This is a genomic window from Aestuariicoccus sp. MJ-SS9 (assembly GCF_032586235.1).
In the GTDB taxonomy this organism is placed as follows: Bacteria; Pseudomonadota; Alphaproteobacteria; order Rhodobacterales; family Rhodobacteraceae; genus Aestuariicoccus.
Genome location: NZ_JAWHTD010000030.1, coordinates 23,141 through 44,192, shown reverse-complemented (window position 1 = coordinate 44,192; position 21,052 = coordinate 23,141). Strand labels below are relative to the sequence as shown.

The following is a 21,052-nucleotide window of genomic DNA, read 5'->3' as shown; positions in this document are numbered from 1 at the left end:
GCCCGGAAATTTAACCAAATTTCCGGTCCGTTTTCTTTGCAAGAAAACGGCCTCACCCGTCCGCCGGTGCGTCGGTGACCGGCTGTGGCAAGTCCGCCGCGGGTTTGACCAGCATCAGAATGGCTTCTTCGCTGCGGTAATACCCGTTGTGAACCTCGCTCAGACGGAAGAGCAACCCGCGCGGAATGCGCGGGGACACGGTGTCGGGAAAGATCCGTTTCAGCCGCGGCCGTTCGATCAGCCCGTGACGTTCCTCGATCGGAATGGGGACCTTGGAGCCCATGAAATCGTTCGGAAACACCACGTCCACCCAGTTCCGGATCCGGGTGGGCGCGGTATAGAACTTGCGGATTTCGGCTTCGATCAGCGGCTCGCGCTGGGCGAGCGTCCCTATGGCCGTCCCCCAGGTGATCAGCGTCGTCCCCGCCAGACGCTGGCCGTATTCCGCAAGAGCGTCGATCGCAATCGCGCCGCCGAGCGAGTGCGCCACGACGTAGACCTCGTCATAGGCCACATCGCCGCTCCGTCCATGCACGTGATCGAGCAGCGCCAGCACCCTTTTTCGGGCTTTCGCGCGCACCCCCATCTGGTCCTCGCCCATCGGGTCGTCGCGCAGATAGGCCTTGGTGAAGGCCGATATGTTGGAAATCCCCTCGAACCGCCCCAGAGTCAGAAGCCCGGCCAGAAACACGCTCACCGGCCAGTCGTTGATCTGCTTTGCCCACTCCGTGAAGGGTCCGGTGATCCCCAGAAGGTCGGTCAGGTTCGTGATCGCCTTCGGCAACTCGGCGTCGCCCGCGGCGACGGATTTCAGCAGCACCACCACGACAATGGCGTACCAGATGATCAGCGACAGACCGGCGATGATCATCGCCACCATGGTGCGGACCGGGAATTCGCCGCGCAAGAGCGCCTTCATCAGCCCGCCCGTCATCCAGTAGGTCACCAATGTGAAACCACGGCTAAAGCGCTGCCAGGGCGATTCCCCGCTTCGGTCCGGCACCAGGTCGGCCCAGTATGCCTCGTAAAGATCGAGCACCACCTCACCTTCCCCCTGCCGCCCTTTCGCGGTCACGGTGGTCACGTTCATCCCGCTGCTGTCGTCGGAATCCGCGGCCGAACTTTCCCATCCATCGGTGTAATGCAGCAGCGACTGGACCAACTGATCGCGCGCGGCCAGCTGTTCGCGGCGGGTTAAGCTCGGGACGAGAAGAATGGCGCGGCGGGTCATGAAATTCCCCTTGAAATGCATATCTAACGAGATCGACCGTATCACGGATACCGTAAAGATTGAACGCCCAATGGTTGTGCTACCTGTGCAGGACGAAAGCCCGATTGTGGCGGGTGCGCAGTTGCAGTACGCCTAGGGAAACCGCCCGCGGATCGACGCCCATGACCAGAATTGCCCATATCGAACTGGACGACGCCAATCTGCCGCCGCCCACGCCCGAGATCGAACAGGAACGCCGTGTGGCGATGTTCGACCTGATGGAGGACAACACCTTCGTCCTTCCTGCCAAGCCCGACCGCCCGGTGCCCGAGGGGCCCTACAACGTCGCCCTGTCGATCCGGGAAAAGCGGCTGGTCTTCGATATCACCACCGCGCAGGACGAAAAGGCGGCGGAATTCCACCTGTCGCTGTCGCCCTTCCGCCAGGTGGTCAAGGATTACTTCCAGATCTGCAAATCCTATTTCGAAGCGGTCAAGACGCTGCCGCCCAGCCAGATCGAAACCATCGACATGGCCCGGCGCGGCATCCACAACGAGGGCGCGCGCATCCTGCAGGAACGGCTCGACGGCAAGGCCGAGGTCGACGACGCCACCGCGCGCCGGCTCTTCACGCTGATCTGCGTGCTGCATTTCGGGGGCTGAGCGTGGCTGACCTGCCTCAGTCGGTCCTTTTCTGCTGCGATCACAACGCCGTCCGCTCGCCCATGGCCGAAGGAATCATGAAACAGCTCTACGGCTTCGACACCTATGTGCAATCCGTGGGCGTCGTGAACGATCTCGAGATCGACGGCTTCGCCATCGCCGTCTGCGCCGAGATCGGGATCGAGCTGTCGCGCCACCGCGCACGCAGCTTCGAAGAGCTTGAACAGATGGGCGAGGCGCTGTCGGGCTTCGATCTGATCGTCGCCCTGTCGCCCGCCTCGCAGCGCGCCGCACTCGAACTCACCCGCTTTTATCACCTCACCGTGGAATACTGGCCGATCATGGACCCGACCGGGATCGGCGAGACGCGCGAACAGAAACTCAACGCCTACCGCCAGACCCGCGACCAGCTGGTCGCTCGTCTGCGCGGCAAATGGGGGGCCTCCCAATGACCACCGGATCGCTCATCGCGCGCTATTTCGACGCTTTCAACCGCAAGGACCGGGCGGGGATGCTCGACTGCCTGTCCGAGGACGTGGCCCATCACGTCAACGAAGGCCGGGTGCGGCTGGGCAAGGCCGCCTTCGCCGAATTCTGCGACCACATGGACCGCTGCTATGACGAGACGCTGACCGAGCTGGTGCTCTTCGAGGCCGAAGACGGCGCCCGCGCCGCGGCGGAATACATGGTCAACGGCGCCTACCTTTCCACCGACGAGGGCCTGCCCGAAGCGCGCGGCCAGAGCTACCGCCTGCCGGCCGGGTCGTTCTTTTCCGTCGACGGCGGCAAGATCACTCGCGTGGTGACCTATTACAACCTCGCCGACTGGATCCGGCAGGTGCGCTGATGCGGGTCGACGTGCTGACTGGCCCGGCCCTCGACGCCGCCCTGGACGATGTGGCGCGGCTGCGGCTCACGGTCTTCGCCGACTGGCCTTATCTCTACGACGGCGATCTGGACTACGAACGCCGCTATCTGCAAACCTATCGCGACAGCGCCGATGCGGTGCTGGTCGGCGCCTTCGACGGCGCACGCCTCGTCGGGGCAGCGACCGGCACCCCGATGGAGGATCACGCCGACGATTTCGCCAGCGCCTTCGCCACGACGGATCTTGCGCTGAACGACATCTTCTACTGCGCGGAATCCGTGCTTCTGCCCGACTATCGCGGCCGGGGCATCGGTCACCGTTTCTTCGACCTGCGCGAAACCCACGCCCGCGCGCTGGGCCGACGGTACAGCGCCTTCTGCGCCGTCATCCGCCCCGACGACCACCCCTTGCGTCCCGCCGGATACGCCCCGCTCGACCCGTTCTGGCAAAAACGCGGCTATGCCCCTCTGCCGGGCGTCACCGCGCGCTTTCGCTGGAAAGACCGCGACCAACCCACCGAGACCGACCACGATCTTCAATTCTGGACACGCCGCCTCTAAGAAAAACCGCCTCCGTCTTCATTGATCCATAAATATCCCGGGGGTGTGGGGGCTGGCCCCCACTTGAACCCGCGTGTGGGGGCTGGCGCCCACTCCGACATCCGCCACAGGACCTGACCCATGAAAATCGCAACCGCCGCCTACGCAATGGACTTTCTCGACAATTGGCAGGCCTATGCCGACAAGCTCGGCCGCTGGGTCGGCGAGGCGGCGGGGCAGGGGGCCGAGCTGCTGGTCTTCCCCGAATACGGCGCGATGGAGCTGGCCACACTTGCGGGGCGCGACGTGGCGCTCGACCTCGAAGGCTCGCTCCACGCCGTCAGCGCGCGCATCGACGAGGCCGACGCGCTGCATTCCGATCTGGCCACGCGCCACGGTGTGCACATCCTCGCCGCCTCTGGCCCGGTCTTCGACGACGCGCTCGGCCCGCGCCCGGTCAACCGCGCGCGGCTCTTCACGCCGACGGGCGCATGCGGAATTCAGGACAAGCAGATCATGACCCGGTTCGAGCGCGAAACCTGGCATGTTGTCCCCGGCGGCCCGCTGCAGATCTTCGACACGTCGCTGGGCCGGATCGGCATCCTGATCTGCTATGATTCCGAATTCCCGCTGTTGGGCCGCGCGCTGGCCCAAGCGGATATCATCCTTGTCCCCTCCTGCACCGAGGCGCTGACCGGCTACAGCCGCGTGCGCATCGGCGCCATGGCCCGGGCGCTTGAAAATCAATGCGTTACGGTCATGGCCTCGACCGTGGGGCCCTGCGACTGGTCCGAGGCGGTGGATCAGAACACCGGGATGGGCGGCGTCTTCGGCCCGCCCGACATCGGCTTTCCGCCCACCGGCATCCTGGCCGAGGGCGTTCTGAACCGGCCCGGCTGGACCTATGCCGATGTCGATCCGGCAAGGATCGCCCATGTCCGCCGCGACGGCGTCGTTCTCAACCGCAGCCACTGGACCGAGCAGACCGACCGCATCGGCGCCATCCGCACCGAGATGCTGCGCTGATTTGGCCCTTGAAAAATGGCGAAAATGGCCCCATATGCTTGCGCGTCCTGCATCCTGGCAGGGCTTTTGACGAAGGAGAGACCATGGCCAAGGAAGATACGCTCGAATTTCCCGGTGTCGTGAAGGAACTCCTGCCCAATGCGACGTTTCGGGTCGAGCTTGAGAATGGCCATGAGATCATCGCACACACGGCAGGCAAGATGCGCAAGAACCGCATCCGCGTTCTGGCTGGCGACAAGGTTCAGGTGGAAATGACGCCGTACGACCTGACGAAGGGTCGGATCAACTATCGCTTCAAGTGAGGTGGCCGGCCCCGACCGCCCGCGCCTGATCCTCGGATCGGGCAGCCCGCGCCGTGCCGAACTGCTGGCGCAGCTTGGTATCACGGCCGATGACGTGCGTCCGCCCGACATCGACGAAGACCCCCTGAAAAACGAATTGCCGCGGCTCTATTGCGCGCGGCTGGCCCGGGAAAAGGCTTTGGCCGTGACGGCAGGGCCCGATGAAATCGTGCTGTCCGCCGACACCACCGTCGCCATGGGCCGCCGCATCCTGGGCAAACCGCGCGACGCGGGCGAGGCGGCGGAATTCCTGACCCGCCTTTCGGGCCGCCGCCACCGGGTGATCACCGCCATCGCCGTGCGGCGGGGCGACAGGCTCTGGCAGCGCGACGTGGTCAGCGCGGTCAAGATGAAGCCGCTCGGCAACGAAGAGCTCAACGCCTATCTGGCCAGCGAGGACTGGCGCGGCAAGGCGGGCGGTTACGGCATTCAGGGCATGGCGGGGGCCTTCATCCCCTGGATCAGCGGCTCTTATACCGCGGTGGTGGGTCTGCCGCTGGCCGAGACGGCGAATCTGCTTTGCGCCGCCGGCTATCCGCTTTACAAGCCCGCCGCATGAAGGGCTCGACCATCGCATTGGATCATCTGAACGGCGCCGAAGCGGCGGCGCTGGTCGTTGACGGCGTGCTTCAGGACGTGCTGATCGACACCGATCTGCCGCGCCCCGGCACGATCTACCGCGGCATCGCCGACCGCCCCGTAAAGGGCCAGGGCGGCATGTTCCTGACCACTCCCGACGGCAAGGCCTTTCTGCGTCAGGTCAAGGGTCTGGCCCCGGGCCAGCCGATCCTGGTGCAGGTCACCGGCTATGCCGAGCCGGGCAAGGCCATTCCGGTCACCACCCGCATCCTTTTCAAGTCGCGCTACGCCATCGTGACCCCCGGCGCGCCGGGGCTGAACATCTCGCGCCGGATCAAGGACGACGATTTGCGCGACGCGCTGCTTGAGGTGGCCCATTCCGAGATGACCGGCGACGCCGGGCTGATCCTGCGCTCCTCCTGCGACGGGGCAGACCCGGACGACATTGCCGACGACATCCGCGCCATGGCGGGGCTCTGCGGGCAGGTCATGGCCGATACCGAGGGCGCCGCCGAGACGCTGGTCGAAGGCGACGGCCCCCATGCGCTGGCCTGGCGCGAATGGACGGATCCGGCCGATGTGGACGCCGAGCCCGGCAGCTTCGCCCGCCACGGCATCGATGGCATGCTCGACGGGCTGCGCCGCGCCGCCGTGCCGCTGGGACCAAGCGGTACGATGGTGATCGAACCGACCTCGGCGCTGGTGGCGGTCGATATCAACACAGGCGGCGACACCTCGCCCGCGGCGGGGCTCAAGGCCAATCTTGCCGCGTTTCGCGATCTGCCGCGTCAGCTGCGGCTGCGGGGCCTGGGCGGGCAGATCGTCGTCGATCCCGCCCCCTGCCCGAAAAAAGACCGCCGCCAGATCGAGCAGACCCTGCGCGCGGCGCTGAAAAAGGACGCCACCGAAACCATCGTCGCGGGCTGGACCCAGCTCGGCCTGCTGGAGATTCAGCGCAAGCGTGACCGCGTGCCGATCCGGAGGATCCTGACATGAGCTGCCCGATCTGCGCCCGCGACGGCGACCCGAAATACCGCCCCTTCTGTTCCAAACGCTGCGCCGACATCGATCTGGCGAAGTGGATGACCGGCGGCTATGCCATTCCCTCCGACGATCCCGAGGACATGGAAGAGGCCGCCGACGCCGCGATGCGCGCCCTCGACACTCCGCAAAAACCGCACTGACCCCGCACTTAAAGGACCCGGCCCATGTTCGCCCCCGATCTGCTGGAGCATATCCGCGCGCGTTTCGCCCATGTGGAAAGCTGCCCTTTCACCGGGCCGCGCGTCTTCTTCGAGAACGCGGGCGGGGCGCTGACGTTGAATTCGGTGGTGGCGACCTCGGCCAAATTCGCCGCAATCCCCGACAACCAGGGCCGCGACAACCCGGCCGCCCAGGCGTTGGTCGGGATCATCGACCAGGCCCGCGCCGGCATGCGCGATTTCTTCAACGCGCCCGAGGGTCAGATCTTTGTCGGCGAAAGCGGCACCGAGCTGCTCTTCCGTCTGATTGCCGACGCCTGCCTGGCCAGCGCGCCGGGGGTGGTGCTGGGGTCGACCGTCGAACATCCCGCCTCGCGCAGCGCCTGCACGCGCTGGGCGGCGGTCGCGGGAATGGACTATGTCCAGGTCCCGCATGACGACGCGCGCGGGCTGGTCACCGCCGAGGCCTATGCCCGACACGTCACGCCCGATGTGCGCGTGGCGACGATCCTGCACACCTCGCCCGTCACCGGCATGGCGATGGACGTGGCCGGCATCGCCGCCGCGATCCGGGCCAAGGCCCCGGACGCGATCATCATCGTCGACGGCATCCAGCACGCCAGCCACGGCCGGATCGACATCGCGGGTTATGGCATCGACGGCTATGTCATCTCGCCCTACAAGGTGTTCTCGCGGCACGGCTACGGCGTGGCCTGGGCCTCGGACCGGCTGACCGCGCTGCCGCATGACAACCTGGTGGGCGGGCCGGAACATGCCTGGGAACTGGGCACCCGCGACACCGGCAGCTATGCCACCATGTCCGATGTGGTGGGCTATTTCGACTGGCTGGGCAGGCAGTTCAGCGAAGCCGAAGACCGCCGCGCCCGGATCGAGGCGGCGGGGGCGGCGATCCACGCCCACGAGGCGGCGCTGGTCAGCGCGATGCTGCATGGCACCGGCAATCTGCCCGGTCTGGACGAGTTGCCGGGGGTGCACATCGTGGGCGGCGTGGACAATGCCGCGCGCGAAGGGTTGGTTTGTTTCTGGGCCGAGGGCCGCGCGTCCGCCGATCTGGTCGCTGCCCTGCGCGACGAGGGCATCCGGGTGCACATCCGCAAGAACGACCATTACTCCGGCAATATCCTTGGCCCGCTGGGGCAGGCGGATGCGGTGCGCGTGTCGCTCTGCCACTACAATTCCATGGCCGAGGTGCGGACGTTCCTGGCGGCGATGCAGCGCATTCTTGCCGCCTGACACGACGCGCATCACAGCCCCGGATCGGGTCCGGGGCCTCTTGGTGCGCTAGAACCGAACCAGACCGGCGTGAAACCAGGTCAGCAGGTCGATCACCGACCAGACCGGCCGCCCTGTTTTCGAAGCGATCTCAGCGGCATAGGGCCCCATGTTCGTGCATTCCAGCACGATGCCGCCCACATGGGGATGCGCCGCGACCAGCTGCTCCGCCGCGTCGATCACGTCGCTTCGCGCGCGCGCCGCGTCCCAGTCGGCGCGGTCCTCGAGGATGGTGCGCGCAAAGACGCCTGCGGGGTCGCATCCCGCGATGGGCGGCGCCTCGGCGATCCCGGCGGCGGCCAGATGCGCCCCGGTCAGATGTTCTGCGCTGATGGTCACGATGCCGGGCACCTGCCCGGCGGGCAGCATCCGCGCCACCACGGGCACCAGCGACAGCGCCGAGGCGGCAACTGGCACCCCCAGCTCGCGCGCGAGGTCGGCCTGCAACGGGCCAAGAAAGCCGCAGCTTGTCCCGATCCCTGTGCAGCCTTGCGCCACCAGCCTGCGCCCCTCGGCCACGAAGGGCGCCAGCAACGCGCCGGCCTCCCGGCTCAGCGCCGCGCGCGCGCTGGCCTTCGGCACCCGGGCATAAGCCACGGGAAAGGCAAAGCTTTCAGGATGCCCGATATCGCCCAAGGGCCGCGGGAAGGCCGTGTCGAGCATCAGGATCCCCAGCCGCGCGCTCTGTTCCTCAGCCACAACCCGTCCGCTCAATAGGTGGTCGCGGCGCGCGCCGCCTGGTCGTATTGCCCCGACATCAACCGCAGCAGCGTCGACAGCCGGCTGACCTGCTCGGGCTCGAAGCCCAGCTCGCCAATGGCGCGCAACAGCAGCGATTCGCGGATCTCGGCGTAGCGGGTGCAGGCGGCTGCCCCTTCGGCGGTGGCCGAAACGGTCTTTTCCTTGCCGCTGCGGCCTTCCTCGACCAGCCCGGCCTTGGCCAGCTTCTTGATCGCGTAATTCACCAGATGCGTGTCCTCGATATTGAGCACGAGGCACAGATCCGCCAGCCTTTTGGGCCGGTTGCGGTGATGCACCGAATGCAGCACCAGCACCTCGAGCGCGGTCAGTCCCGGATAGCCAGCGGTGGCCATGGCGCGCACCACCCAGCGTTGAAAGGCGTTGTTGGCCAGCGTCAGCCCGAACTCGAATTCCGAGATTTCGGGGAAAGCGCCGCTGGCCAGATGCGCCGAGGATACGACGGGTCCAAGATCCTGTGTCATGTGCAAATCCTGCCCCATTCCGACAATTTGTCAACAAATTGTTGACGTGTGGGGGCGCGTGCCGCGAAGATAAGGGACGAATCAGCCTCGGGGGGGCCGCATTGACCGTGCAGAGGGACAGATCGGATCACGTCGTCGTCATCGGTGCGGGGATCGTTGGCGTGTCGACCGCGATCTGGCTGCGGCGGTTCGGCTGCGACGTCACGCTGGTCGACAAGGCCGGCCCGGGCGAGGGCACAAGCTTTGGCAACGGCGGCGTGCTGGCCGCTTGCGGCATGTTGCCCGTCACCGGGCCGGGGCTTGTGACGCAGGCGCCGGGGATGCTTTTCGACCGCGATTATCCGCTGTTTCTGAAATGGGCCTACTTGCCGCGGCTCTTGCCGTGGCTCGCGCGCTATCTGTCCCATGCCAACGACGCCGACACCCGCCGCATCGCCGCCGGTCTGGCGCCGATCGTCACCGACAGCCCCGAACAGCACGTCGCCCTGACCGACGGCCTGTCCTCGCGCCGCTTCATTAGCCTAGGCGATTACGTCTACGCTTACCCTGACCGCGCCGCCTTTGATGCCGAGGCCTATTCCTGGGCCTTCCGCGTCGAGCACGGCTTTGTGCCGGACGTGCTGGAAGGCGAAGAGGCGCGCGACTACGAGCCCGCACTTGGGGACGATATCGGATGCCTCGCGGTGCTGCACGACCACGGTCACGTGCTCGACCCCGGCGGCTATGTCGCAGCACTGGCGCAGGATCTCGAGGCCATGGGCGGCCGCGTCCTGCGCGCCGAGGTGCGGGATCTGACCATCGAGGGCGGGCGCATCTCAAAGGTCGTCACCGATCAGGGGCCGCTGGAGTGCGACCGCGCAGTGATCGCCACCGGCGTCTGGTCGAAACCGCTGATGCAAAAGCTGGGCCTCAAGGTGCCGCTGGAGACCGAGCGCGGCTATCACATCGTCTTTCGCGGCGCGACCGGCGGGCCGCGGGTGCCGTTCATGCTGCGCGAAGGCAAGTTCGTGGCCACGCCGATGGCCGACGGGCTGCGCTGCGCCGGCATCGTCGAGTTCGGCGGGCTGGAGGCCGCGCCCTCGCGCGCGCCTTTTGACCTGTTGCGCCGTCATGTGAAACGCGCCTTCCCGCAGCTCGACGCGACCGAGGAAGTCGAATGGATGGGCCACCGCCCGGCCACGACCGACAGCCTGCCGCTGATCGGCGAGGTGCGCGACACCGGCGTCTTCACGGCCTTCGGGCATCACCACATCGGCCTGACCGGCGGTCCCAAGACCGGCCGCCTGCTGGCGCAGATGATGACGGACCGCCCGTCCAATACCGACATGACCCCGTACCAACCGGGGCGCTTTGCCTGAAAACACCACTAACCAACTGGGAGAAGACCATGAAAATACTAAAGAACACCCTGGCCGGACTGGCCTGCGCCACCGCCCTGACAGCCCCCGCGCTGGCCGACACATGGGACATGCCGATGGCCTATTCGGCGTCGAACTATCATTCGGCGACCGGGGCGGAATTCGCCGAGTGCGTGACCACCGGCACCGGCGGCGAGATCGAGATCAAGACCCATCCGTCGGGATCGCTCTTTGCCGGCGCGGACATCAAGCGCGCGATCCAGACCGGCCAGGTGCCGATCGGCGAGCGTCTGCTGTCGGGCCACCAGAACGAAAACGCGCTCTTCGGCTGGGATTCGGTGCCCTTCCTGGTGTCGTCCTTCGACGAGCACGCCAAGCTTTGGGACATTGCCCAGCCCACCATCGAAGAGGTGCTGAACGAACAGAACCTGCACCTGATCTATTCGGTGCCGTGGCCGCCGCAGGGGCTGTACTTCAATAAGGAGGTCAACTCGGTCGCGGATATGGAGGGGATCAAGTTCCGCTCCTACAACAACGCGACCGCGCGTCTGGCCGAACTGACCGGCATGGCGCCCGTCACCATCGAGGCGGCCGAGATCAGCCAGGCTTTCGCCACCGGCGTGGCCGAGTCGATGATCAGCTCGGGCTCGACCGGCTATGACCGCAAGGTCTGGGAATCGCTGTCGCATTTCTACGAGGTCGACGCCTGGCTGCCGCGCAACTACGTGATGGTGAACGCCGACATCTGGGCCGATGTGTCGGACGCCAACAAGAACGTCGTCAACGCCTGCGCCAAGCTGGCGGAATATGCCGGCACCTGGCGCGCCAAGGAATACACCGGCTTTACGCTGGCCGGTCTGGCGGCGGGCGGCATGACCGTCGGGCCCGCGGGCGAGCAGCTGGTGTCGGATCTCAGGGAGATCGGCGAGACCATGACCGCCGAATGGCTCGAGGCCACGGGCGAAAAGGGCCAGGCCATCGTCGATGCCTTCAAGGCCCAATAATCCGGGGCGGGGCGGGCGCGGGCCCGCCCCCTTCTTTTCCGAACGGGGGATGCCATGGGCGGACTGAGACTCCTGCGGCGCGGGCTGGACGCGCTCTATCTTGCGGCGGGCGTGCTGGCCGCGATTTGCCTGATCGCGATCCTGTGCCTGATCGTGGCGCAGATGGTGGCGCGGTGGACCGGGATGACCTTTCCGGGGGCCTCGGCCTATGCCGGTTATGCGATGGGGGCGGCGTCTTTTCTGGCCTTCGCCAATGCGCTGAACCGCGGCGCGCATATCCGGGTGTCGATCCTGCTCAACGCGGTGCCCAAGGCCTTTCGGCGGCTGCTCGAGGTCTGGTGCTTCGGCCTTGGCGCGGCCATCGCGTGGTATTTCACCTATTACGCCTATTGGTTCACCTACTGGTCGTGGAAGTTCAACGAAGTCTCGCAAAGCCAGGACGCGACGGCCCTGTGGATCCCGCAATCGGTGATGGTGATCGGCGGCGGCATTCTGGCCATCGCCCTGACCGATCACCTGATCCACGTCATCCTGCACGGCGATCACCGCATCCAACGCGACCTTGTCGATCAGAGCTTCGGAGAGTGACATGACCGAGATTTATGCCATCACGCTGTTCCTCTTCGTCCTCTTCCTGCTTCTGGGCACCGGCGTCTGGGTCGGCCTTGCGCTGATGGGCGTGGCCTGGGTCGGGATGGAGCTGTTCACCTCGCGGCCCGTGGGCGACACGATGATCACGACGATCTGGGCCTCGTCGTCAAGCTGGACCCTGACGGCGCTGCCGCTCTTCATCTGGATGGGCGAAATCCTTTACCGCACAAGGCTTTCCGAGGACATGTTCAAGGGCCTCTCGCCCTGGCTCGCGCGGCTGCCGGGGGGGCTGGTGCACACCAATATCGTCGGCTGCACGGTCTTTGCGGCGGTTTCGGGGTCGTCGGCGGCGACGCTGACCACGGTGGGTAAGATGTCGATCCCCGAGCTGAGGGCGCGCGATTACCCCGAGCGGCTGGTGATCGGCACGCTGGCGGGGGCGGCGACGCTGGGGCTGATGATCCCGCCGAGCCTTGCGCTGATCGTCTATGGCGTGACGGTCAACGAATCCATCACGCAGCTTTTCTTTGCGGGCGTACTGCCGGGGCTGGTGCTGGCGGGCATGTTCATGGGCTACGTGGCGATCTACGCGATGCTGTCCAAGACATGGAAACCGCACCAGGAAACCGGCATGTCCTTCCGCGAAAAGCTGGAGAATTCGAAATTCCTGCTGCCGGTCTTTGCGCTGATCATCGTGGTGATCGGGTCGATGTATCTGGGCATCGCCACCGCGACCGAGGCGGCGGCCTTCGGCGTCATCGGCGGGCTGATCCTGGCGGCGGGGCAAGGGTCGCTCAACTGGTCGACCTTCACGGAATCGCTGATGGGCGCCACCCGCACCAGCGCGATGATCGCGCTGATCCTTGCCGGGGCGGCCTTTCTGAAGCTCGCCATGGGCTTTACCGGCCTGCCGCGCGCCCTGGCCGACATGATCGCCGTGATGGAGCTGTCGCGCTTTCAGCTGCTGATGGCGCTTCTGGTCTTCTACATCGTGCTGGGCATGTTCCTCGACGGGATCAGCTCGGTGGTGCTGACCATGGCGGTGGTCGAGCCGATGGTGCGCGAGGCGGGGATCGACCTGATCTGGTTCGGCATCTTTGTCGTGGTCGTCGTCGAGATGGCGCAGATCACGCCGCCCATCGGGTTCAACCTCTTTGTGTTGCAAGGCATGACCCAGCACGAAATGGGATACATCACCCGTGCGGCGCTGCCGATGTTCCTGATCATGGTGCTGATGTGCTTCATCCTGATCTGGGTGCCCGATCTGGCGCTGTGGCTGCCCGAGACCATACGACAGGTCCGATGAATGCCGCTTTTGCACTTTGCGGCCCGGCACGCGCGCTGGTGCTTGATACTTGGGCTGTTGGCCGGGCTGGCCTTGCCCGGCGTGGCGGCTACGCTGCGGCCCTGGCTGCCGCATATGGTGTCGGCGCTGCTCTTCCTGACGGCCTTTCGGCTTGGCCCGCGGGCGGTGCTGGCGGCCGGGGCGGGCTGGCCGTCGCTGAGCGCAGTGCTGGTGTTGCAGCTGGTGTTGCCACTGGTGGTGCTGCTGGCGCTGCTGGCCTTCGGGCTCGCCACATCTCCCTTCGCGCTGGCGGTGGTGCTGATGCTGTCGGCGCCCTCGATCACCGGCACGCCGAATTTCGCCATCATGACGGGCCACGACCCGGCGCTGGCGATGCGGGTGCTGGTGCTGGGCACGGCGCTTTTTCCGCTGACGGTGATCCCGGTGATTTGGCTGCTGCCGATCGAGGTCGGCGCGCTGGCCGCGGGGGCGCGGCTGATCGCGGTCATCCTGGGCGCGGTGGGGGCGGGGCTGCTGGCCCGGCACCTTGCCGGAGAGCTGAGCGCAGACGGCATTCGCGGCATCGACGGGGCGACGGCGCTTTTACTGGGTGTGCTGGTGGTGGGGCTGATGTCGGCCATCGGGCCATTGCTGCGCGACGATCCGTGGCGGCTGGCAAGCTGGCTGGTGGCGGTGATCTGCATGAACTTCGGCCTGCAACTTGCGACGTTTGCGCTGCTTTTGCGCCGCGCGACGCGCTGGGCGGTGCCGCTGTCGATGATCGCAGGCAACCGCAACATCGCGCTCTTTCTCGTGGCGTTGCCCGCCGCCACAACCGACCCGTTGCTGATCTTCATCGGCTGTTACCAGGTGCCGATGTACCTGACCCCTCTTTTGCTGAAGCCGCTTCATGATCTTGCACAGACCTGACACCTTTCCGCTGATCCGCCATGTGGGCACCGATGGCCTGCTGGTCAGCTTCGGCGATAAGCTGACCGAGCCCGCCAACCGCGCCGCGCTGGCCTTTCGCGCGGCGATCGAGGATGCCGGCTGGGACGGGGTCGAAGAGACCTCGACCTCGCTCGTCTCTGCCTATCTGAGGTTCGATCCGGTCCACGCCGACCCGGCGCAGCTGACCGCGCAGCTGAAAGAGCGGCTGGGCGGCGCCGACTGGCTGCAGGCCGACCTGCCTGAGGGGCGGCGGTTCTTCCGCATCCCGACGGTTTACGGCACCGACATGGGCCCGCAGCTGGCCGAGGCCGCCGCCGCCGCCGGGCTGAGCGAGGCCAAGGCGATCCGCTCGATCTCGGAAACCCGCGTGCGCGTGACGACCATCGGCTTTGCCCCCGGCCAGCCCTATCTGGGCGAGTTGCCGGAATGCTGGGACATTCCGCGCCAGCAGAACCTGACGCCCACCGTGCCGCGCGGCGCGCTGGTGGTGGCGATCCGGCAGCTGGTGCTCTTTTCCAACAGCACGCCCACCGGCTGGCGGCATATCGGGCAGACCGCGTTTCAGCTTTTCCGCCCCGACAGCCAGACGCCTTTCGTGCTGCGCCCCGGCGACGAGGTGCAATTCGTGCCGACCGATCCCGAAAAGCTGAACAACATGCAGGCCGACCCCGATGGTGGCGCCGTGACGGAGCCGATCCGATGACCCGCAGCCTGACCATTCACCGCATCGGGCCAGGCGCCACGGTGCAGGATCTGGGGCGGCCGGGCTATCTGGCCTTCGGCCTGTCGCGCGGCGGCGCGGCGGACCGGCTGGCGCTTTACGAGGCGGCGGCGCTGCTGGGGCAGGGGGCCGATCTGGCGGCGGTGGAACTGCCGGGCATGGGCGGCGTGTTCGAGGCCTCCGAGGACATGCGCATCGCGCTCACCGGCGCGCCGATGCGCGCCTCGCTTGATGGCGCGGCGCTGGTCTGGAACGCCAGCCACCTTCTGCCCGCAGGCAGCCGGCTTGAGATCGGGCCAGTCACGTCCGGGGCTTATGGCTATCTGAGCGTTGGCGGCGGCGTGGCCCTGCCCGAGCTGCTGGGCGCGCGGTCGGCGCATCTGACCGCGGGGCTGGGCGCGGCGCTGGAGACCGGGCAGGTCCTGCCCATCGGCCCGGATAAGGGCACGCGGGTCGGTATGAAACTGCCCGCCGATGGCCGTTTCGACGGCGGCGCCCTGCGCGTGGTGCCCAGTTTGCAGACCGGCTTTTTCCCCGATGCCGATATGGAGCGGTTCGGCCAGACTGTCTTTACCCGCGACGCCCGCGCCAACCGGATGGGGGTGCGGCTGACCTCGGACGGGCGGGGCTTCCATGTCGAGGGCGGGCTCAACGTGGTGTCGGAAATCATCGTGCCGGGCGACATTCAGGTGACCGGCGACGGTACGCCCTTTATCCTGTCCGCCGAATGCCAGACGACCGGGGGGTATCCGCGCATCGCTACGGTGATCCCGGCGGACATGCCGCGCGCGGCGCAGGCCCCGGCGGGGGCGCGGCTGACGTTCCGCTTCATCACCCACGAAGAGGCCACCGAGGTCGAGGCGCGTCTGCGCAAGGATGTCGCCGCGCTCTTGCGCAAGGCCGAGCCGCTGGTTCGCGATCCGGCCGATATCGCCGATCTTCTGTCCTACACGCTGATCAGCGGGGTCACCGCCGGGGACGATCTGGAAAGGGAGCTGACATGACATCCGTCGATCTGAACGCCGATATGGGCGAAAGCTTTGGGCCCTGGGTGATGGGCCAGGACGCCGAATTGCTCAAGGTCATCACCTCGGCAAACATCGCCTGCGGTTTTCACGCGGGCGATTGGGACGTGATGGCCGCCACCATGGCCGAGGCGGTCAAGAACGGCACCGGCATCGGCGCGCATCCGGGATTTCCCGACCTGCAGGGCTTTGGCCGCCGCCGCATGTCGCTGCCGCCCGCCAGCCTGCGCAACCTCGTGCGCTATCAGCTGGGCGCGGCGCGGGCGATGGCGCAGGCGGCGGGCGGCACGGTGCGGCATCTGAAACTGCACGGCGCGCTGGCCAACATGGCGGCCGAGGACGCCGCGATGGCGCGGGCCTGCTATCAGGGCGCGCTGGATATCGACCCGGACATCATCGTCATGGTGCTGGCCGCCACCCGACAGCAAACCGCCGTCGAGAAACTGGGCTGCCGCTGGGCCGGGGAAATCTTCGCCGACCGCGCCTATAACGACGACGCCACGCTGGTCGACCGCAGCCTGCCCGGCGCGGTGATCCACGACCCCGAGGTGGCGGGCGCGCGCATGGTCGCGATGGTTCAGGCCGGCGCGATCATCACCGAATCGGGCAAACACATCCCGGCGGCGGTCGACACGATCTGCCTGCACGGCGACGGCAAGACCGCGCTCGACATTGCCCGCAAGGTGCGCGGGGCGCTGGCCGATGCGGGCATCGGTTTGCGGCAGTTCGAAGGGCGGCAGGGGCCGGTCAGCGCGGGCTGAGCGGCCTCAGGGCCGGATCAGCAGCGCCTGCACGTCGGCCACATTGGTGCCGGTGGCCCCGGTGATCAGCAAATCCCCCGCGGCGTCAAGGGCGGCGTGGCTGTCGTTGTCGGCCAGCAGAGCCTTTGCGTCCTGGCCCGCTGCGGCGATCCGTTCGGCGGTTGCGCCATCGACCAGCCCGCCCGCGGCCTCGGTCGGCCCGTCGCGCCCGTCGGTGCCGCCCGACAGAAAGACCCAGTCGTTGCCGATCCCGGGCGCGTCCAGCGCCACGCGCAAGGCCAGTTCCTGATTGCGCCCCCCCATGCCAGTGCCGGTCAGGTTGACGGTCGTTTCGCCCCCGAAGAGCAGCGCGGTCGGTTCCGCTACCGGCGCAAGCTCGGCCAGCACGACGCGGGCGGCATCCGCAACATCGCCGGTCAGCCGGTCGCTGACGATGCGCGTGGCCAGCCCGGCCTGGGCTGCGGCGCGCGCCATCGCCTCGAGCGATTGGCGGTTCGAGCCGATGAGGTGGTTCACAGCCTCGGGCACCGGCGCGGCGGGCGTGTCGTCGGACAGATGCGCGCGGACTTTAAGCGGCAGGTCGTCCCAAAGACCCGCGTCCCGCAGCAAGGCGCGCGCCTCGGCCCGTGTGCCGATGGGGCCGACCGTGGGGCCCGAAGCGATGGCGCGCAGATCGTCGCCGATCACGTCCGACAGGATATAGGCGGTCACCGTGGCCGGGGCCGCCAGCCGCAGCATCCCGCCGCCCTTGAGCTGCGAAAGCTGCTGGCGCACCAGGTTCATCTGCACGATGTCGAGCCCCGCCGCCAGCAGCGCCCGGTTCACCGCCGCCTTGTCCGCCAGCGTGAGCCCCGGCGCGGGCGCGGGCAAGAGCGCCGATCCCCCGCCCGAAATCAGCGCGATCACCCGGTCGCCGGGGCCGCAGGCCTTCAGGGCCTCGATCACCGCGCGGGCCGCCGCTGCGCCGGCCTCGTCGGGCACCGGGTGGCCCGCGCGCAGCACCTGCGCACCGGGAACCTCCGCCGGGTTTTCGTGATGCGTCACCGCGATGGCGGTGTCGGCGCCGGGGCAAAGCGCCATGGCCTCGGCCAGCATGGCAGGCGCGGCCTTGCCGACCGCGATCAGGATTGTCCGCCCCGTCGCCTGCGGCGGCGGATGATCGGCAAACGCGCGGCGCAGCGCCAGCGCCGGATCGGCGGCCGCCACGGCGGCGTCAAAGAGCGTGCGGGCCAGCTGGCGCAGATCGGGCATGGTCGGCTCCTTTCGGGGATCGCGCCGAGGTGAGGCCGACCGCCCCGCGCTGTCAAGCGGTCATTGCCCGGCGCAGCCCGCGATCCGCTGCGCCATGTCGCGCAGCAGCGCCGGATAATGCCCGGCCCCGGGCGGCAGATCGGTGCCCAGAGGATCCAGCACCGCCACCGGCAGCTCGGTGCCCTCGGACACGGCGGCGATGAGGCGCGGATCGAACTGGGGTTCGGAGAAGAGGCAGGTCACGTCGCTGGTCTCAAGCGCATCGCGCAGGGTGGCCAGCCGCGACGGGCTGGGCCCCTGGGCGTCGCTGGCCGAGATTGCGCCCAGCACGGGCAGGTCGAACGCCTCTTCGAAGTAGTGATAGGCGTCGTGGAAGACGACATAGGGTCCCTCTGCCGTGGCCAGCGCGGCCTTTGCGTCGGCGACCGCGGCGTCGATCTCGGCCCGGGCGGCGGCGGCATTGGCGCGGTAGCGGTCGGCGTTCTTGGGGTCGGCCTCGGCCAGAACCGCGGCCATATGGTCGAGCCAGAGCGCGGCGTTGTCCGGGGCGAGCCAGGCATGGGGATCATGCTCGCCGCCGTGGTCGTGCCCGTGGTCGTCGTCGTGATCATCGTGCCCGTGCCCGTGATCGTCGTCGTGCTTGTGCCCGTGATCGTCGTGATCGTCCGGCGCAAACGTCGCCTCTTGGCGGTAGTCGAGCAGCACCGTCCCCGACACCTCGGTCAGCGTTACCACTTGCGCCCCGCCCGCCAGCGCGTCGAGCGGCCGGTCGAGCCCGGGGGCCAGCGCCGCGCCGATGCGGAACACGATGTCGGCCTCGCTCAGGGCACGCGCCTCGGACGGGCGCAGGGCGTAATCGTGGGGCGACGCGCCGGGCGGCAGGATCAGCGACGGCGCGCCCAGATCGCCCATCACCATGGACGCCAGCCCGTGTACGGGCAGGATATCGGTCGCGACGCGCGGGGCCTCGGCCCAGGCGGCGGTGGTCGTCAAGAGCGCGGCGGTCAGGCTACGGAGAATCATGTCGTCCTCTGAGTGTTATGATATAACATGACGCGCTTGCTAACCTGTATATTATAACATATCAACCCCCCGAGGCCGCAAAGAGGAGCCGACATGTCCGCGCTCGGATTCGAACGCCACGATCACCAAAGCTGTATCGCCGAGGCCTTGCGCTCGGTCGAGGAAACCTGCGGCGAGCAGGGGCTGCAACTGACGCCCGTGCGCCGCCGCGTGATCGAGATCCTGCTGCAGGAGCACCGGGCCATGGGGGCCTATGACGTGCTCGACGTCTTGCGCGACGAGGGGCTGGGCTCGCAGCCGCCGGTGGCCTACCGGGCGCTGGAATTCCTCGTCGGCCACGGCTTTGCCCACAAGATCGAGCGTCTGAACGCCTTTATCGCCTGCGCCCATCCCGGCACCCGGCACGCGCCGGCCTTCCTGATCTGCCGGGCCTGCAACAGCGTCGCCGAGGCGCCCGCCCGCCCCGCGGCCCGCGCCATTCGCCACGCCGGGGCCGAGCTGGGGTTCAAGGTCGAGCGGATGGTGATCGAGGCCGAGGGGCTCTGCCCGCGCTGCACCGGGGACGCCGCATGAGCCTGATCGCAGCCAAGGACCTGTCGGTGGCCTATGGCGGCGGCACGGTTTTGCAGGGGGTCGATCTGACGATCACCCCGGGCGAGATCGTCACCCTTGTGGGCCCGAACGGATCGGGCAAATCGACGCTCGTGCGGGCTTTGGTCGGGTCCGTGCCCTTGTCGCGGGGGCGGGTGACCCGCAAGCCGGGGCTGCGGCTGGGCTATGTGCCGCAAAAGCTGGCCATCGACCCGACCTTGCCGATGACGGTCACGCGGTTTCTGAACCTGCCGCATCGCAGCGATGCGGCGACCCAAGCGGCGGCGCTGGCGCAGGCCGGGGCCACGAGCCTTGCCGACCGGCAGATGTCCGACCTGTCGGGCGGACAGTTTCAGCGCGCCCTTCTGGCGCGGGCGCTGCTCAACCGGCCCGAACTGCTGATCCTGGACGAGCCGACGCAGGGGTTGGACCAGCCGGGCTCGGCGGCGTTCTACCGCCTGATCGAGGATATCCGCACGTCGCTCGGCTGCGCGGTGCTGATGGTGAGCCACGAATTGCACGTGGTGATGAGCGCCTCGGACCGGGTGATCTGTCTCAACGGCCATGTCTGCTGCGAAGGCCACCCCGAGGTCGTGGCCCAGGCCGCGGAATACCGCGCGCTCTTCGGCAGCGGCACGCAGGGGGCGCTGGCGCTTTACCGGCACGAACATTCGCACAGCCATGACCATCCCCATGGCCACGAGCATTCCCACAGCCACGAGCACACCCATTGATGCTGGACGATTTCCTGATCCGCGCCGCGCTGGCGGGCATGGGCGTGGCGCTGGCGGCGGCGCCGCTGGGCTGTTTCGTGGTCTGGCGGCGCATGGCCTATTTCGGCGACGCCACAGCCCATGCGGCGATCCTGGGCGTGGCGCTGTCGCTGGCGCTGAGCCTGCCGGTCTTCACCGGCGCGCTGGCGGTGGCGCTGGTGATGGCGCTGGCGGTGGTCTACTGGTCGGGGCGCGAGGTGGCGATCGACACCGCGCTGGGGGTGATCGCGCATTCGGCGCTGGCCTTCGGGCTGGTGGCGATCACCTTTGTGGATGGCGCGCGGCTTGACCTGGCGGCCTATCTTTTCGGCGACATTCTGGCGGTGACGCGGGGCGATCTGGCGATCATCTGGGGCGGCGCGGCGCTGGTTTTGGCGCTGCTGGCCTGGCGCTGGAACGCGCTTTTGACCGCGACGCTTTCGCCGGATCTGGCGGCGGCCGGGGGCATCCACGCGCGCCGCGAACAGATGGCGCTGACGGTGGCGCTGGCGCTGGTGGTGGCGGTCGCGATCAAGGTGGTGGGCGCACTGCTGATCGGGGCGCTGCTGCTGATCCCCGCCGCCGCCGCGCGTCCGCTGTCGGACACGCCCGAGCGCATGGCGCTGATCGCCGCCGGGTTCGGCGTGCTGTCGGCGCTGGGCGGGATGCAAGGGGCATTCTGGCTCGACACGCCCGCCGGGCCGACCATCGTCTGCGCGGCGGCGCTGATCTTTGTCGCGGTGCAAAGCCTGCGGGGTCTGTTCCGCCGATAGGACGGTAAGACCGGCCTGGGCGC

The 21,052-nt window shown here is 67.7% G+C and carries 26 protein-coding genes; 21 read left to right on the top strand and 5 right to left on the bottom strand.

All coding sequences use genetic code 11. From position 1 onward, the window contains the following. Positions 1 to 52: 52 nt before the first annotated feature. Complete coding sequence (locus RXV88_RS17170; protein ID WP_316294721.1) at positions 53 to 1,231, bottom strand: alpha/beta hydrolase; 1,179 nt, start codon at positions 1,229 to 1,231, stop codon at positions 53 to 55. Positions 1,232 to 1,392: 161 nt separating this feature from the next. Here RXV88_RS17170 and RXV88_RS17165 point away from each other — a divergent pair, with 161 nt between their 5' ends. The 10 genes from RXV88_RS17165 to RXV88_RS17120 all read left to right on the top strand — a co-directional run bounded on the left by RXV88_RS17165 (position 1,393) and on the right by RXV88_RS17120 (position 7,681). After that, entirely contained in the window at positions 1,393 to 1,872 is a 480-nt protein-coding gene (locus tag RXV88_RS17165; protein ID WP_316294720.1) for a UPF0262 family protein, read from the top strand. Between the two features lie 2 nt (positions 1,873 to 1,874). After that, positions 1,875 to 2,324 carry a low molecular weight phosphatase family protein gene (locus RXV88_RS17160; RefSeq protein ID WP_316294719.1) on the top strand — a complete coding sequence of 150 codons (450 nt, stop codon included), beginning with the start codon at positions 1,875 to 1,877 and terminating at the stop codon, positions 2,322 to 2,324. Then, positions 2,321 to 2,719: a ketosteroid isomerase-related protein gene (locus RXV88_RS17155; RefSeq protein ID WP_316294718.1), complete on the top strand. Its 399-nt coding sequence runs from the start codon at positions 2,321 to 2,323 to the stop codon at positions 2,717 to 2,719. The genes RXV88_RS17160 and RXV88_RS17155 overlap by 4 nt, the downstream gene beginning before the upstream one ends. Further along, positions 2,719 to 3,300, top strand: coding sequence for a GNAT family N-acetyltransferase (locus RXV88_RS17150; RefSeq protein WP_316294717.1), 582 nt, complete (start codon positions 2,719 to 2,721; stop codon positions 3,298 to 3,300). The genes RXV88_RS17155 and RXV88_RS17150 overlap by 1 nt, the downstream gene beginning before the upstream one ends. 120 nt (positions 3,301 to 3,420) lie before the next feature. After that, the gene (locus RXV88_RS17145) at positions 3,421 to 4,305 is read left to right on the top strand and encodes a carbon-nitrogen hydrolase family protein (RefSeq protein ID WP_316294716.1); all 885 of its coding nucleotides are present in this window, start codon (positions 3,421 to 3,423) and stop codon (positions 4,303 to 4,305) included. 83 nt (positions 4,306 to 4,388) lie between these two features. Then, on the top strand, positions 4,389 to 4,607 hold the full coding sequence (infA, locus tag RXV88_RS17140) for a translation initiation factor IF-1 (RefSeq protein WP_005978431.1): 219 nt from the start codon (positions 4,389 to 4,391) through the stop codon (positions 4,605 to 4,607). A 1-nt stretch (position 4,608) separates the two neighbouring features. After that, a complete protein-coding gene (locus RXV88_RS17135; RefSeq protein WP_316294715.1) occupies positions 4,609 to 5,205 on the top strand; it encodes a Maf family protein in 597 nt (198 codons plus the stop codon). Beyond that, positions 5,202 to 6,221, top strand: coding sequence for a ribonuclease E/G (locus RXV88_RS17130; protein ID WP_316294714.1), 1,020 nt, complete (start codon positions 5,202 to 5,204; stop codon positions 6,219 to 6,221). Before RXV88_RS17135 ends, RXV88_RS17130 begins: the two co-directional genes overlap by 4 nt. After that, positions 6,218 to 6,409, top strand: coding sequence for a DNA gyrase inhibitor YacG (locus tag RXV88_RS17125; protein ID WP_316294713.1), 192 nt, complete (start codon positions 6,218 to 6,220; stop codon positions 6,407 to 6,409). The genes RXV88_RS17130 and RXV88_RS17125 overlap by 4 nt, the downstream gene beginning before the upstream one ends. A 24-nt stretch (positions 6,410 to 6,433) precedes the next feature. Further along, positions 6,434 to 7,681 carry an aminotransferase class V-fold PLP-dependent enzyme gene (locus RXV88_RS17120; protein ID WP_316294712.1) on the top strand — a complete coding sequence of 416 codons (1,248 nt, stop codon included), beginning with the start codon at positions 6,434 to 6,436 and terminating at the stop codon, positions 7,679 to 7,681. 48 nt (positions 7,682 to 7,729) lie between these two features. Here the strand turns inward: RXV88_RS17120 and RXV88_RS17115 are convergent, their stop codons facing one another. Together RXV88_RS17115 and RXV88_RS17110 are read right to left on the bottom strand one after the other, a co-directional pair. After that, positions 7,730 to 8,419 carry an aspartate/glutamate racemase family protein gene (locus RXV88_RS17115; RefSeq protein ID WP_316294711.1) on the bottom strand — a complete coding sequence of 230 codons (690 nt, stop codon included), beginning with the start codon at positions 8,417 to 8,419 and terminating at the stop codon, positions 7,730 to 7,732. A gap of 11 nt (positions 8,420 to 8,430) precedes the next feature. Then, on the bottom strand, positions 8,431 to 8,943 hold the full coding sequence (locus RXV88_RS17110) for a winged helix DNA-binding protein (protein WP_316294710.1): 513 nt from the start codon (positions 8,941 to 8,943) through the stop codon (positions 8,431 to 8,433). 101 nt (positions 8,944 to 9,044) lie between these two features. Between RXV88_RS17110 and RXV88_RS17105 the strand changes: the two genes are divergently transcribed. The 8 genes from RXV88_RS17105 to RXV88_RS17070 are packed head-to-tail and all read left to right on the top strand — an operon-like array spanning position 9,045 to position 16,639. Further along, a complete protein-coding gene (locus RXV88_RS17105; RefSeq protein ID WP_316294709.1) occupies positions 9,045 to 10,301 on the top strand; it encodes an FAD-binding oxidoreductase in 1,257 nt (418 codons plus the stop codon). Positions 10,302 to 10,330: 29 nt separating this feature from the next. Beyond that, the gene (locus RXV88_RS17100) at positions 10,331 to 11,305 is read left to right on the top strand and encodes a TRAP transporter substrate-binding protein (protein ID WP_316294708.1); all 975 of its coding nucleotides are present in this window, start codon (positions 10,331 to 10,333) and stop codon (positions 11,303 to 11,305) included. Positions 11,306 to 11,359: 54 nt separating this feature from the next. After that, positions 11,360 to 11,893 (top strand): TRAP transporter small permease, encoded by a 534-nt coding sequence (locus RXV88_RS17095; protein WP_410468833.1) that lies wholly within the window; start codon positions 11,360 to 11,362, stop codon positions 11,891 to 11,893. A gap of 1 nt (position 11,894) precedes the next feature. Next, positions 11,895 to 13,202 carry a TRAP transporter large permease subunit gene (locus RXV88_RS17090; protein WP_316294707.1) on the top strand — a complete coding sequence of 436 codons (1,308 nt, stop codon included), beginning with the start codon at positions 11,895 to 11,897 and terminating at the stop codon, positions 13,200 to 13,202. Continuing rightward, entirely contained in the window at positions 13,203 to 14,111 is a 909-nt protein-coding gene (locus RXV88_RS17085) for a hypothetical protein (RefSeq protein WP_316294706.1), read from the top strand. Continuing rightward, positions 14,092 to 14,835: a 5-oxoprolinase subunit B family protein gene (locus RXV88_RS17080; RefSeq protein ID WP_316294705.1), complete on the top strand. Its 744-nt coding sequence runs from the start codon at positions 14,092 to 14,094 to the stop codon at positions 14,833 to 14,835. The genes RXV88_RS17085 and RXV88_RS17080 overlap by 20 nt, the downstream gene beginning before the upstream one ends. Further along, positions 14,832 to 15,857: an urea amidolyase gene (locus RXV88_RS17075; protein ID WP_316294704.1), complete on the top strand. Its 1,026-nt coding sequence runs from the start codon at positions 14,832 to 14,834 to the stop codon at positions 15,855 to 15,857. The genes RXV88_RS17080 and RXV88_RS17075 overlap by 4 nt, the downstream gene beginning before the upstream one ends. Continuing rightward, on the top strand, positions 15,854 to 16,639 hold the full coding sequence (locus tag RXV88_RS17070) for a 5-oxoprolinase subunit PxpA (protein ID WP_316294703.1): 786 nt from the start codon (positions 15,854 to 15,856) through the stop codon (positions 16,637 to 16,639). Before RXV88_RS17075 ends, RXV88_RS17070 begins: the two co-directional genes overlap by 4 nt. A gap of 6 nt (positions 16,640 to 16,645) precedes the next feature. Here RXV88_RS17070 and RXV88_RS17065 read toward each other — a convergent pair whose 3' ends face one another. Further along, positions 16,646 to 17,890, bottom strand: coding sequence for a glycerate kinase (locus RXV88_RS17065; protein ID WP_316294702.1), 1,245 nt, complete (start codon positions 17,888 to 17,890; stop codon positions 16,646 to 16,648). 60 nt (positions 17,891 to 17,950) lie between these two features. Next, on the bottom strand, positions 17,951 to 18,913 hold the full coding sequence (locus tag RXV88_RS17060) for a zinc ABC transporter substrate-binding protein (protein WP_316294701.1): 963 nt from the start codon (positions 18,911 to 18,913) through the stop codon (positions 17,951 to 17,953). 93 nt (positions 18,914 to 19,006) lie between these two features. Here RXV88_RS17060 and RXV88_RS17055 point away from each other — a divergent pair, with 93 nt between their 5' ends. From RXV88_RS17055 to RXV88_RS17045, 3 genes are read left to right on the top strand one after another with little or no spacing between them, the layout of a single operon-like run. Continuing rightward, positions 19,007 to 19,486: a transcriptional repressor gene (locus RXV88_RS17055; protein WP_316294700.1), complete on the top strand. Its 480-nt coding sequence runs from the start codon at positions 19,007 to 19,009 to the stop codon at positions 19,484 to 19,486. Next, positions 19,483 to 20,238 carry a metal ABC transporter ATP-binding protein gene (locus tag RXV88_RS17050; protein ID WP_316294699.1) on the top strand — a complete coding sequence of 252 codons (756 nt, stop codon included), beginning with the start codon at positions 19,483 to 19,485 and terminating at the stop codon, positions 20,236 to 20,238. Before RXV88_RS17055 ends, RXV88_RS17050 begins: the two co-directional genes overlap by 4 nt. Next, positions 20,238 to 21,029, top strand: a complete 792-nt coding sequence (locus RXV88_RS17045) for a metal ABC transporter permease (protein ID WP_316294698.1) — start codon at positions 20,238 to 20,240, stop codon at positions 21,027 to 21,029. The genes RXV88_RS17050 and RXV88_RS17045 overlap by 1 nt, the downstream gene beginning before the upstream one ends. Positions 21,030 to 21,052: the final 23 nt, after the last annotated feature.

Coding starts and splice junctions, on each gene's coding strand:
- RXV88_RS17170 (WP_316294721.1), bottom strand. CDS start 1,231: ATGACCCGCCGCGCCATTCTTCTCGTCCCGAGCTTAACCCGCCGCGAA.
- RXV88_RS17165 (WP_316294720.1), top strand. CDS start 1,393: ATGACCAGAATTGCCCATATCGAACTGGACGACGCCAATCTGCCGCCG.
- RXV88_RS17155 (WP_316294718.1), top strand. CDS start 2,321: ATGACCACCGGATCGCTCATCGCGCGCTATTTCGACGCTTTCAACCGC.
- RXV88_RS17150 (WP_316294717.1), top strand. CDS start 2,719: ATGCGGGTCGACGTGCTGACTGGCCCGGCCCTCGACGCCGCCCTGGAC.
- RXV88_RS17145 (WP_316294716.1), top strand. CDS start 3,421: ATGAAAATCGCAACCGCCGCCTACGCAATGGACTTTCTCGACAATTGG.
- infA (WP_005978431.1), top strand. CDS start 4,389: ATGGCCAAGGAAGATACGCTCGAATTTCCCGGTGTCGTGAAGGAACTC.
- RXV88_RS17130 (WP_316294714.1), top strand. CDS start 5,202: ATGAAGGGCTCGACCATCGCATTGGATCATCTGAACGGCGCCGAAGCG.
- RXV88_RS17125 (WP_316294713.1), top strand. CDS start 6,218: ATGAGCTGCCCGATCTGCGCCCGCGACGGCGACCCGAAATACCGCCCC.
- RXV88_RS17120 (WP_316294712.1), top strand. CDS start 6,434: ATGTTCGCCCCCGATCTGCTGGAGCATATCCGCGCGCGTTTCGCCCAT.
- RXV88_RS17110 (WP_316294710.1), bottom strand. CDS start 8,943: ATGACACAGGATCTTGGACCCGTCGTATCCTCGGCGCATCTGGCCAGC.
- RXV88_RS17100 (WP_316294708.1), top strand. CDS start 10,331: ATGAAAATACTAAAGAACACCCTGGCCGGACTGGCCTGCGCCACCGCC.
- RXV88_RS17095 (WP_410468833.1), top strand. CDS start 11,360: ATGGGCGGACTGAGACTCCTGCGGCGCGGGCTGGACGCGCTCTATCTT.
- RXV88_RS17090 (WP_316294707.1), top strand. CDS start 11,895: ATGACCGAGATTTATGCCATCACGCTGTTCCTCTTCGTCCTCTTCCTG.
- RXV88_RS17085 (WP_316294706.1), top strand. CDS start 13,203: ATGCCGCTTTTGCACTTTGCGGCCCGGCACGCGCGCTGGTGCTTGATA.
- RXV88_RS17080 (WP_316294705.1), top strand. CDS start 14,092: ATGATCTTGCACAGACCTGACACCTTTCCGCTGATCCGCCATGTGGGC.
- RXV88_RS17075 (WP_316294704.1), top strand. CDS start 14,832: ATGACCCGCAGCCTGACCATTCACCGCATCGGGCCAGGCGCCACGGTG.
- RXV88_RS17070 (WP_316294703.1), top strand. CDS start 15,854: ATGACATCCGTCGATCTGAACGCCGATATGGGCGAAAGCTTTGGGCCC.
- RXV88_RS17065 (WP_316294702.1), bottom strand. CDS start 17,890: ATGCCCGATCTGCGCCAGCTGGCCCGCACGCTCTTTGACGCCGCCGTG.
- RXV88_RS17060 (WP_316294701.1), bottom strand. CDS start 18,913: ATGATTCTCCGTAGCCTGACCGCCGCGCTCTTGACGACCACCGCCGCC.
- RXV88_RS17055 (WP_316294700.1), top strand. CDS start 19,007: ATGTCCGCGCTCGGATTCGAACGCCACGATCACCAAAGCTGTATCGCC.
- RXV88_RS17050 (WP_316294699.1), top strand. CDS start 19,483: ATGAGCCTGATCGCAGCCAAGGACCTGTCGGTGGCCTATGGCGGCGGC.
- RXV88_RS17045 (WP_316294698.1), top strand. CDS start 20,238: ATGCTGGACGATTTCCTGATCCGCGCCGCGCTGGCGGGCATGGGCGTG.